8 protein-coding genes and 1 tRNA gene are annotated in these 9,305 nt (G+C 69.5%); 4 read left to right on the forward strand and 5 right to left on the reverse strand.

Going from position 1 to position 9,305, the window contains the following annotated elements; translation table 11 throughout:
• Positions 1–510: 510 nt before the first annotated feature.
• The 4 genes from ACWGQ1_RS01505 to galU all read right to left on the reverse strand — a co-directional run bounded on the left by ACWGQ1_RS01505 (position 511) and on the right by galU (position 3,115).
• A tRNA-Ala gene (locus ACWGQ1_RS01505) sits at positions 511–583 on the reverse strand.
• A 51-nt stretch (positions 584–634) separates the two neighbouring features.
• Positions 635–1,486: a hypothetical protein gene (locus ACWGQ1_RS01510; RefSeq protein WP_452312225.1), complete on the reverse strand. Its 852-nt coding sequence runs from the start codon at positions 1,484–1,486 to the stop codon at positions 635–637.
• An 83-nt stretch (positions 1,487–1,569) separates the two neighbouring features.
• The gene (locus tag ACWGQ1_RS01515; RefSeq protein WP_136031613.1) at positions 1,570–2,181 is read right to left on the reverse strand and encodes a GNAT family N-acetyltransferase; all 612 of its coding nucleotides are present in this window, start codon (positions 2,179–2,181) and stop codon (positions 1,570–1,572) included.
• A 46-nt stretch (positions 2,182–2,227) separates the two neighbouring features.
• Positions 2,228–3,115, reverse strand: coding sequence for a UTP--glucose-1-phosphate uridylyltransferase GalU (gene galU / locus ACWGQ1_RS01520; RefSeq protein ID WP_136031593.1), 888 nt, complete (start codon positions 3,113–3,115; stop codon positions 2,228–2,230).
• 40 nt (positions 3,116–3,155) lie between these two features.
• On the opposite strand from galU, the gene ACWGQ1_RS01525 reads away from it, so the two are divergent.
• From ACWGQ1_RS01525 to mscL, 3 genes are read left to right on the forward strand one after another with little or no spacing between them, the layout of a single operon-like run.
• Complete coding sequence (locus ACWGQ1_RS01525) at positions 3,156–3,752, forward strand: 5-formyltetrahydrofolate cyclo-ligase (protein WP_136031591.1); 597 nt, start codon at positions 3,156–3,158, stop codon at positions 3,750–3,752.
• 14 nt (positions 3,753–3,766) lie between these two features.
• A complete protein-coding gene (locus tag ACWGQ1_RS01530; RefSeq protein ID WP_136031589.1) occupies positions 3,767–4,039 on the forward strand; it encodes an FmdB family zinc ribbon protein in 273 nt (90 codons plus the stop codon).
• A gap of 26 nt (positions 4,040–4,065) precedes the next feature.
• Positions 4,066–4,476: a large conductance mechanosensitive channel protein MscL gene (mscL, locus tag ACWGQ1_RS01535; protein ID WP_452312226.1), complete on the forward strand. Its 411-nt coding sequence runs from the start codon at positions 4,066–4,068 to the stop codon at positions 4,474–4,476.
• 288 nt (positions 4,477–4,764) lie between these two features.
• Here mscL and ACWGQ1_RS01540 read toward each other — a convergent pair whose 3' ends face one another.
• Complete coding sequence (locus ACWGQ1_RS01540; protein ID WP_452312227.1) at positions 4,765–8,433, reverse strand: AAA family ATPase; 3,669 nt, start codon at positions 8,431–8,433, stop codon at positions 4,765–4,767.
• Between the two features lie 237 nt (positions 8,434–8,670).
• Between ACWGQ1_RS01540 and ACWGQ1_RS01545 the strand changes: the two genes are divergently transcribed.
• The gene (locus tag ACWGQ1_RS01545; RefSeq protein ID WP_247982008.1) at positions 8,671–9,183 is read left to right on the forward strand and encodes a methylated-DNA--[protein]-cysteine S-methyltransferase; all 513 of its coding nucleotides are present in this window, start codon (positions 8,671–8,673) and stop codon (positions 9,181–9,183) included.
• Positions 9,184–9,305 lie beyond the last annotated feature (122 nt).

Consider the following 9,305-nt stretch of genomic DNA (forward strand, 5'->3'; position numbering starts at 1 on the left):
CATTTGACAAGTGCACGCTGTTGAGTTCTCAAGGATCGGATGCTCCCACGACCCAGCCATCACAACCAGGCCCGCAGGGCAACTTCTCTATCTTACCGATCTCGTTTCCGTTGTCAAATCGCCGTTCGGCGACCTGCTCGAGGGAACGAGTCAGCACCTTCATCCGGATTGCTCTATCGAGCTCTTCTGGAATCGGGAGGTGTTCGATGCTTGACGGGAGCCGGTCCGAGGACCTCCGCTCAACCGTTTGGGGCGAACAGGTAATAACTTACGTGGATTCCGAGGGTCGGGCAAATCGCCCCATCCGCCCGGGCGTGTCGCACCCCACCCGGTGGATTCCGGCTCGGATCCTGCGGAGCGGACGCCGGCCGACGGGTCCGCGACGCGCGCTCACGTTCTGCTGCGGCATCGAACCATTCGCGCCGAGATGATGCTGCAGACGGAACGGAAGCTCCGGGCGGAGACGAAGAAAGCCGCCGGTGACCCGGCGGCTTTCTCCATGTGTTGTTGTGGACCTAAGGGGATTCGAACCCCTGACCTCCTCGATGCGAACGAGGCGCGCTACCAACTGCGCCATAGGCCCGTGAACGAGTTCTACGTTATCACGATGCGCGGGGTGCTCGTGTCGCCGCGGTCAACCGGCCGCTCGCCGTGCGAGAAGCTCGCGAACGTGCGCCTCGATCTCGGCGTCGTCCACGAAACCCATCCGCGCGTACGGAGAATCCGCCGCGGGTGCGGGGATCGCGACGGGGGGAGCGGGAGCGAGGCGCTCAGCGCGCTCCCGCAGCTCGGCGCCTCGCGCGGCGTCACGTCGCGCCTGCTGCGCATCCATCTCGGCACGCGCGAGGTGCGCTCGCGAGCCGGTGACCGAGACCATCGGTTCGGGAAGCGGGCGCGGCGTCCAGGTCGCCCGCCCCTGGTCGTGAAGCTCCGGAGCGACGCGCCGCGCTTCCGCCGGCTCCGCGACCCGGGGTCGGCGAGCCGCGCGTACCGCCACCGACGCCATGCGCTGCAGGATCAGTGCGGCGATGAGGGTGAGCGCGCCGCCCACCCACAGGAGCACGGAGGATCCGGCGGCAAGGAGCTGCCATACGCCGAGCCCGGCCGCAACGAGGCCGAGCAGAAGCGTGGACGTCGCAAGCATCCGCGTGCGCCGACGCGCGCGTGCACGCCGGACCGCCGGGTCCGCCTTGGTGGCAGCGAGCTGCTCGCGCAACGCCTCGAGCTCGGCCGCCTCGCGCTGCGACTGCACGCGCTTCGCGAGCTTCTGCTGAGCGAGCACCGTCCGTGCATTGAGCTCGACGTGCACCTCGCTCGGCGTCTCACTGGTCTCTGCCAGCACGCGGAGGGCCTGGTTCAGCCGCACTGCGTTGCGCTCCGCGGCGTTGTACTGGAAGCGTCCGCGCCAGGACGGCAGGAGATAGAGCATCCACAGGAGCACGGCGACGAGCACGATCACTCCCCCGCTCAGCACCGGCCCGTCCATAACGACAACGGTAAGGGCAGCGGGGTGGCGCCGCCGTGCAGCCGGGCGCGTGTCGCGGTGTGTCCGGGCGGAATGGGACTCGATCAGAGCGAGATGCGGTCCGAAGGAGGGACGGCCGCGGCCTCAGGCGGGACCTGACCGCTCAGCCAGCGGGCGAGCACACCCTGGGGCACGTCTTCCCGGGTGAGTGCGAAAGCGTAATGATCGCGCCAGTCGCCATCGATGTGGATGTACCGGCGACGAAGGCCCTCGTACCGGAAGCCGAGCTTCTGCACGACGCGGAGACTCGCAGCGTTCTCGGGTCGGATGCAGATCTCCATCCGATGCAGACCGTACTCCGTAAAGCAGGCGTCGGTCGCGAGGGCGACAGCGGTCGGAGTGATCCCCCGCCCGGCGAACCGCTCGCTGACCCAGTAGCCGATGGTCGCGGAGCACAGGGATCCCCGCGCCACTCCCCACACGTTCAGCTGCCCCGCGATCTCACCGTCGCACTCCATGACGAACGGATAGCCACCGCCGTCGCGGTACTGCTGAAGCAGTCGCCGGATGCTGAGGCGCATGTCGAACGACACGGCGCCATGCGGCACTGTCGCCTCCCACGGCTGCAGCCACGACCGGTTCGTCAGCAGCTCGTGCTGAAGCGGCCTGGCGTCCTTGGTCCTGATCAGGCGCAGCTCAACCGGCCCGTGCCGCATCCCCGCCATCATCTCCATGCCGCACCCCGACCGCCCGCGCGATCGCCTAGAGGCGCTCCGCGAAGTCCTTCAACCAGGGGCGGAGCTCGGCTCCGAGATCATCGCGGTCGGTCGCCAGCTGCACGATCGCCTTGATGTAGTCCACACGGTCACCCGTGTCGTAGCGGCGCCCGCCGAACACCACGCCGACGACGCCGGGACCGCCCTCGGCCGTCGCGAGCTCCTGCAGCGCGTCGGTCAGCTGGATCTCGCCGCCCTTGCCAGGCTCGGTCCGCTCGAGGATCTCGAAGACGGACGCGGGGAGCACGTAGCGGCCGATGATCGCGAGGTTCGACGGCGCATCCTCCTTGGCGGGCTTCTCGACGAGACCGGTGACCCGCACCGCGTCGGATCCCTCGATCGGCTCGACGGCAGCGGCGCCGTACATGTGGATGCTGTCCGGGTCGACCTCCATGAGCGCGATGACGGCCGCGCCCGTGCGTTCGTGCTGGGCGATCATCTCCGTGAGCAGCGGGTCGCGCTCGTCGATCAGGTCATCACCCAGCAGCACGGCGAACGAACTGTCACCGACGTGCGTGCGGGCACGCAGCACCGCGTGCCCGAGCCCCTTGGGCTCGCCTTGACGCACGAAGTGGATGTCGGCCAGATCGCTCGACTTCATCACGCGCTCGAGCCGACCGGTGTCGCCCTTCTCCATGAGCTTGACCTCGAGTTCGGGTACCGAGTCGAAGTGGTTGGAGATCGCGTTCTTGTTCCGCCCGATGATCACCAGGATGTCCTCGATGCCGGCATCGGCAGCCTCCTCGACCACGTACTGGATCGCCGGCTTGTCCACGACGGGGAGCATCTCCTTCGGCATCGCCTTCGTCGCTGGCAGGAAGCGGGTCCCCAGTCCTGCGGCGGGAATGACGGCCTTGATCTTCTCGTTACCCATCCCCACAGCCTACCGCCGGGCCCCGCCCTAGACTCGGAGCATGTGGAAAGACGTCGAGCACGCCAAGCGAGCCCTTCGGGCAGACCTGCGTGAACGGCGTCAACTCCTCTCCGACCCGCAGCGTGAGGCGGCGGCGAACGCGATCGGCGAACGCCTCGACGCGCTGGTGGATGAGCTCGGCGCACGGTCGATCTCCTGCTTCCTCTCGACCACCACCGAGCCCGGGACGCGCGACTTCGTGACCCGCGCTGTGCGGCGGGGAATCCGCGTGCTGCTGCCCGTCACGCGCGCCGACGGGCTGCTCGACTGGGCGGTCGCCGACGACACCGACGAGGTCGCCGAGGGTCTGCACGGACTGCCGGAGCCGACCGGCGAGGTGCTCGGCCCGATCGCGGTGAACGACGTCGACCTCATGATCGTCCCCGCCGCCGCCGTCGACCGCTCCGGCATGCGCATGGGCTGGGGACGCGGCTACTTCGACAAGACGATCGGCTCCATGGAGAAGTGCCCGCCCGTGTATGCCGTCATCTATGATTCCGAGATACTCGACGCACTGCCGCGGGAGGTGCACGATCAGCCGGTGGACGGCATCGTCACCCCGACGCAGACCCTGAACCTGTCGCCCCGGCGACGCTGAACCGCAAGGACCCCATGCCCACCTACGCCTATGCCTGCACGACGTGCGGTCACCAGTTCGACGCTGTCCAGAGCTTCTCCGACGACGCGCTCACGGTCTGCCCCGAGTGCGGCGGCCCGCTGCGCAAGCAGTACGGCTCCATCGGTGTGACCTTCAACGGCTCCGGCTTCTACCGCACGGACTCGCGTGCCGGAAGTGGCACATCCGCGACGGGTTCGGCATCATCGAAGGCGGGTTCGACGACGGGGGCCAAAACGACCGCCGCATCGACCCCGGCCTCGAACTGAGGTCGCACGATATTTGGGGGTTTCCCGTGATCAAGGGATTCAAAGAGTTCATTCTGCGCGGCAACGTCATCGACCTCGCGGTCGCCGTCGTGATCGGCGGTGCGTTCACCGCCGTCGTCAACGCGATCGTCGCCAGCATCATCAATCCGCTGGTGTCGCTGTTCTTCGTCGCGGACGCAGCGGGGAAGTTCGGCCCGAAGATCACCGGCCTGTACGGGCAGGAGGTCACCTTCCCGATCGGTGACCTGATCACCGCGGTCATCAGCTTCCTCGCGGTCGCCATCGTGGTGTACTTCGCCTTCGTGATGCCGATGAACATCTACAAGGAGCGTCGCGCGAAGAAGAACCCGGTCGTCGAGGAGGCCGCCCAGGCCAGCGAGACCGAACTCCTCGCGGAGATCCGCGACCTGCTGCAGAAGCAGCAGCGCGGCGCCTGACACCGGGCCGCGCCCCCACGCGGCACAGAACTCACGACGCACGGTCCTCCCGAGGGCCGTGCGTCTTTCTTGTGCAGGGCACTGCCGTGTCAGTAGTGCGGCGGCACGTCGCGCAGGAGTTGCTCGTCGTTCGGGCCCTTGGCGCCCGCGGGAGCGGTCCGGCGTTCGTCGCCGGTCGCGGTGGTCGCCGCCTCAGGGGCCGTGTCGCTCCCGGGAACCGGTGTCAACCGGGCCCGGCGAGCCCCGGGCACCCGAACCACGCGCTGCCGAGGCTCCGCGTCGCCGCTGTCACTCACGCCCGCGGTCGCCGAGGTCGATGGGCTGCGTGTCGTTCTCGGCCCGAGCCGTCGACTCCGCGATGCCGAGCACGGACGCGATGCGCGTCGCCACGGTGCGCGGGTCGCTGTACAGGTCGAACGCGTGCACGCGCACATAGTGCCACCCGAGGCGGCGGAGCACGTGCGGGCGCAGGCGCAGCGTCTCGCGCAACGATTCGCCGCGCGACTCCGGGTCGGACTCGATCACGACCGCCTTGCCCCGATGCTGCGCTACGAGCGGAAGCAGTCCCCGGTAGTCCACGTCGACCGAGGCTCCGAGTCGTCGCAGTTCCCGCGCAAGTGCCAGCGTCAGCGGATCGGCGAGATCCTCCAGACGTGCGTCACGCGCGCGCGCGGCCAGACCGCCCAGGATCGACATGAGGGTGGCGGCGCCGTGCTCCAGCCGACCGTCGTCGAACGCCGACGGCCGAATCGACGACACCAGGACCATCGACCGGCGCGCCCTGGTCATGCCCACGGTGAGCAGACGCTCGCCGTCCGGGGTCGACAGGTCGCCGAAGTCGCTGAGCACCCGTCCGTGCTTGGTCAGACCGAATCCGAGCGAGAAGATCACGCGGTCGCGGCTCTCCGCCACCGACTCCTCGAGCGTCAGGACCGCGAACGGTTCGGCGGTGTCACGGCCCACGAAGTCAGCGACATCCGAGCGGCCGGCGAACGCGGAGGTCACCGCCGCGCGCACCCGCTCGGCGTGGCGCGTGCTCGCCGTGACGACCATGAGCGACTCGGCGGGACGGTGGACGGCATGCTCCACCACGAGCGTGACCACCCGCGCGACCTCGGCGTCCGGGCTCTCGACCGCTCCGGAGACGGGGTCGGGAGTGCCCGTTCCCCCCTCCACGTAGTCGACCGTGAGGCTGCCTCGGCCGAGATAGGACCCGGCCCACGGGAGGGAGACGATCTCCCCGCCGTAGAACGCGTCGTTGATGAGCTCCGCGAGGTCCTCACCACCCGCGCGATAGCTCCGGGTGAGGGTCATCACGGGCAGCAGCTCGGACAGGCGCTCGAAGACCGACACCTCGTCGAACGGGACCTCGGCCTCCCACTCCTCGGACGGATCGACGGCGATGTGGAACGGCGTGGGCCGCTGTGTCACCGGATCACCGAACGCAACCACCTGGCGCGCGCGACGGATCGCCGGGGCGGCCTCCGCGAGATTGATGGCAGCGGCGTCGACCAGCAGCACGGTGTCGAACTCCACCGAGTCAGGGATCTCCGGCACGAGGTACGGCGACGAGATCCACACCGGGGCGAGCACGTCGACCAGGGTCGGCGCCGCGCTCACGACCTCCGCGGTCGTGGTCGACGGCTGGGTCAGCGCACGGCGCAGATGCTGCGACTGCTGCGGCTCGTCGACGATCGCGATACGCCACTGGTTGGCCAGCTGCCACGCCAGCAACGGTCCCGCCATCGCCGCATGCGCCTCGTCCACAAGCCGGAAGTCGCGCTCGAGCCGGTCGACGACGGCCGTGTTCGCACCCAGCAGGGACCGGTTGTCCTGCAGCGCCCGCTCCAGCAGCGACTGCCACCACGCGAACTCGAGCTCCTCCCCCACCTGGGCCTCGGACACATGTCGCACCGAGAGCTCAGTGAGCAGCGGCTCCAGCCCGAGGAGAGCCAGCTTGTCGCGCAGCTGCGCGCGCTCCACGAGGTTCTCGAACACCTCGGACTTCGCCGCGAGACCCGCCAGCATCCGCACCAGCCGCGCGACCGGGAGGGAGGACAGAGGCTCACGGCGCCCCAGGGCCGCATCCAGTTCCGCCAGCTCCGCCTCGACCCGCTGCCAGGCCACGTAGACGTCGGCGAGCCCGAGCGGGATCTCCGGAGCGACGCCCGCATCGACATAGCGCTGCCACTGCGTGCGCTGCGTCTGGATGCGCAGCAGCGCCTCGTGCATCTCGGTCACGTGCACACCCGGACGCACGTACTCCTTCGCCAGCCGTCGCAGCCGACGACGGTTCGCGCCGGACATCCCCGGCGCATCGCGTCGTGAGCCGTGCGCCTGGATGAGCTCGCCGAGCGGACGCTCGAACACGGTCGGGCTGAAGCGATCGAGCGTGTCGCGGATGCCCTGCAGCAGGCGGAGGTACTCGCCGAGCTCGTCGATCGTGGCGAAGGGGCGCATATGCGTCTGTGCGATCAGCTCGTAGCCGCGCTCCAGGAGGGCCGGGACGCTCGTCGCGTGCAGTCGTCCGGCGAGCTCGTGTGCGGCACGGGCGGCCTCGGTGCTGGCGAACGTGACGCCGTACCAGGGAGAGTCGTTGGGCCCGACGCGGAACTCGCCGAGACGAGCCGCGTGCGCGAGGGCCTCGGCTGCGTCCGTCCGATCGGCGGCGAGTCGCCGGAGCGCGTCGATCCCCAGCCTCGCTGTGGTCGAGGGCGGAACCGGAAGGGAGGCGAGGCGGGTGAGATGGCGCGTGGCGTCGAGGACCGAGGCGTCGAGCCCCGGCACGGGTGACGTCAGTGCCTCACGGTAGTCGCGCAGCACAGTGCGGAGCCGGACGAGTGCGTCGTCGACCTCGCTCACCTTCGGCGCCGTCGCCTTCTCGTTGCGGCCGATCGCCTTCACGAGGTCGCGTCGCACGCTGGCGGGCGACACCGCGAGGCTGTCCAGCCCGATGCCGGCGAGACGGTGGCGCACGCCGTCGAGAGTGGACCGTCGCGCTGACACCACGAGCACGCGCTTGCCCGCCCGGACCAGCTCGCCCATAGCGTTGATGACGGTCTGCGTGCCCCCGGTCCCCGGAAGCGTCGCCACGGTCAACGAGTGCCCGGCCGCGATGCGTGCGAGCACCGCCTCCTGTTCGGCGTCGGCATCCAGAAGAAGGTTGTCCGACGCGGGGGCACGATCGTCCGGGCCCGTGTGATGCGGCACCGCCCGGGGCGCAGCGAGCTGTTCGCGATCCCCGACGTGGCCGCCGAGCGCGTTGAGCACGGTGTGGTCGAGGGTTGCGCCATCGCGGGACATGGCGGAACCGACGTCGGCGAAGGTCGATACGACGAGGCGCGGCTCGACGGAGAAGGTGTCGATCGATCGCGTGAGCGCGCGGAGACTGTCGATCACCGGCTGCGGCTTGAAGATGCCGCCGTCGTACGCGAGAGCAGCGAGGGCATCGGCATCGATCGTGAGACCGAAGTGCTCCCTCGCGATGCGCACGAGCTCGGGGTTCACCTCGAAGGCGCCCTGGAGCTTGAGCTCGAAGTCGGTATGGTGACGGCGGATCGCGAGCGGCCGCAGCAGCACGGGCGCGGCGAACCACGCGCCACCGATCCGCCATCGCGCGACACCGACCGCCAGGTGCACGGCCTCGATGCCACGGACCGTGCGCAGCTCGGTGTTCTTCGCGGTGATGCGCTCGGCCGCGAGTCGGGCGGTGCGCAGTCCCACCTCGTCGCGGAAGAGATTGGACAGCAGCGTGGACTTGCCGGTGATGAACTGCGGGAGGCTGCCGGGGTGGGCCTTGGAGATGTCGATGCCGGACTCCGGCCCGTCACGGAAACTGGTGAGCGGGGAGGGACCTCCGAGATCAGCCGCCTCCGCCTTCAGCCTCGTCCGCTCGGCCTCGGCGGCATGCGCGATGTCCACGCCGGTCGAGGTCTCGTGGAGGTCGCCGAGAGGCACAGCGGTCTCCGCCGCCGTGCCGTCCGCAGACTTCCCTTCACGTCGCCACACACTCACACCCTAGGCGCGCGACCGCCGGAGGCCGGTATCCCTGGCGGGTTTCCGCCGAAAATCCGCGCGTCCGTCCGGCGTTCACCCTCCCTCCCCCGCCAAGGCCTCGGCTCAGGTTCTCCACGGTCCGTGAAACGCGACGAGCGCAGCATCGTCCTCATCGGCCGCGCCCACCAGGATGGTGCCATGACCTTCCGCTACGACTTCGCCCCGACGCCGTTCGGCGATGCCCTCGCCGTGTTCTCCGACGAGGGCATCGTGCGCTTCGACCTCTCCGAGTCGGAAGACCCGAGCGTCCCCTGGCTGCTGGAGGGGGTGTCCCGGCAGCTGGGCGCCGTTCCCGCCCCTGCCCCCGGCGCCGCCGACGAACTGGCGCAGCTGCTCCTCGACTACTTCGACGGCGATCCGGTGCGGTTCGACACGCACCTGCGCATCGACTGGCGACTCACGGACGGCTTCGCGCGGCGAGCGCTGCAGACCATCTGCGAGATCGAGTGGGGGCAGACCATGAGCTATGGGGAGGTCGCAATCCTCGCCGGCCACCCCGGAGCGGCCAGAGCGGTCGGCACCGCCTGCCGCGTCACGCCCTTCTCCATCATCGTCCCGGTCCATCGTGTGGTGCGGTCCGACGGATCACCGGGCCAGTACGGCGCGCACCCCGACCGCAAACGATTCCTCCTCGACCTCGAGTCCCACTGAGCCTCCCGACCCCACGCACCCGACCCCGCAGAGAAGTGGGGGGGGGGGGGGGGGGGGGGGGGGTGCCTCCCTGTTTTTCCTAGGGGGAGGGGGGTGTGGGGGGGTGCCGCCCTTTTGGTGGT

The sequence above is a fragment of the Microbacterium sp. NPDC055599 genome, assembly GCF_053618975.1.

What these genes read in the sequence shown, in the direction of transcription:
- ACWGQ1_RS01525 (WP_136031591.1), top strand. Translation starts at nt 3,156, where the DNA reads ATGTGGAAAGACGTCGAGCACGCCAAGCGAGCCCTTCGGGCAGACCTG.
- ACWGQ1_RS01515 (WP_136031613.1), bottom strand. Translation starts at nt 2,181, where the DNA reads ATGCGGCACGGGCCGGTTGAGCTGCGCCTGATCAGGACCAAGGACGCC.
- ACWGQ1_RS01530 (WP_136031589.1), top strand. Translation starts at nt 3,767, where the DNA reads ATGCCCACCTACGCCTATGCCTGCACGACGTGCGGTCACCAGTTCGAC.
- galU (WP_136031593.1), bottom strand. Translation starts at nt 3,115, where the DNA reads ATGGGTAACGAGAAGATCAAGGCCGTCATTCCCGCCGCAGGACTGGGG.
- ACWGQ1_RS01510 (WP_452312225.1), bottom strand. Translation starts at nt 1,486, where the DNA reads ATGGACGGGCCGGTGCTGAGCGGGGGAGTGATCGTGCTCGTCGCCGTG.
- ACWGQ1_RS01545 (WP_247982008.1), top strand. Translation starts at nt 8,671, where the DNA reads ATGACCTTCCGCTACGACTTCGCCCCGACGCCGTTCGGCGATGCCCTC.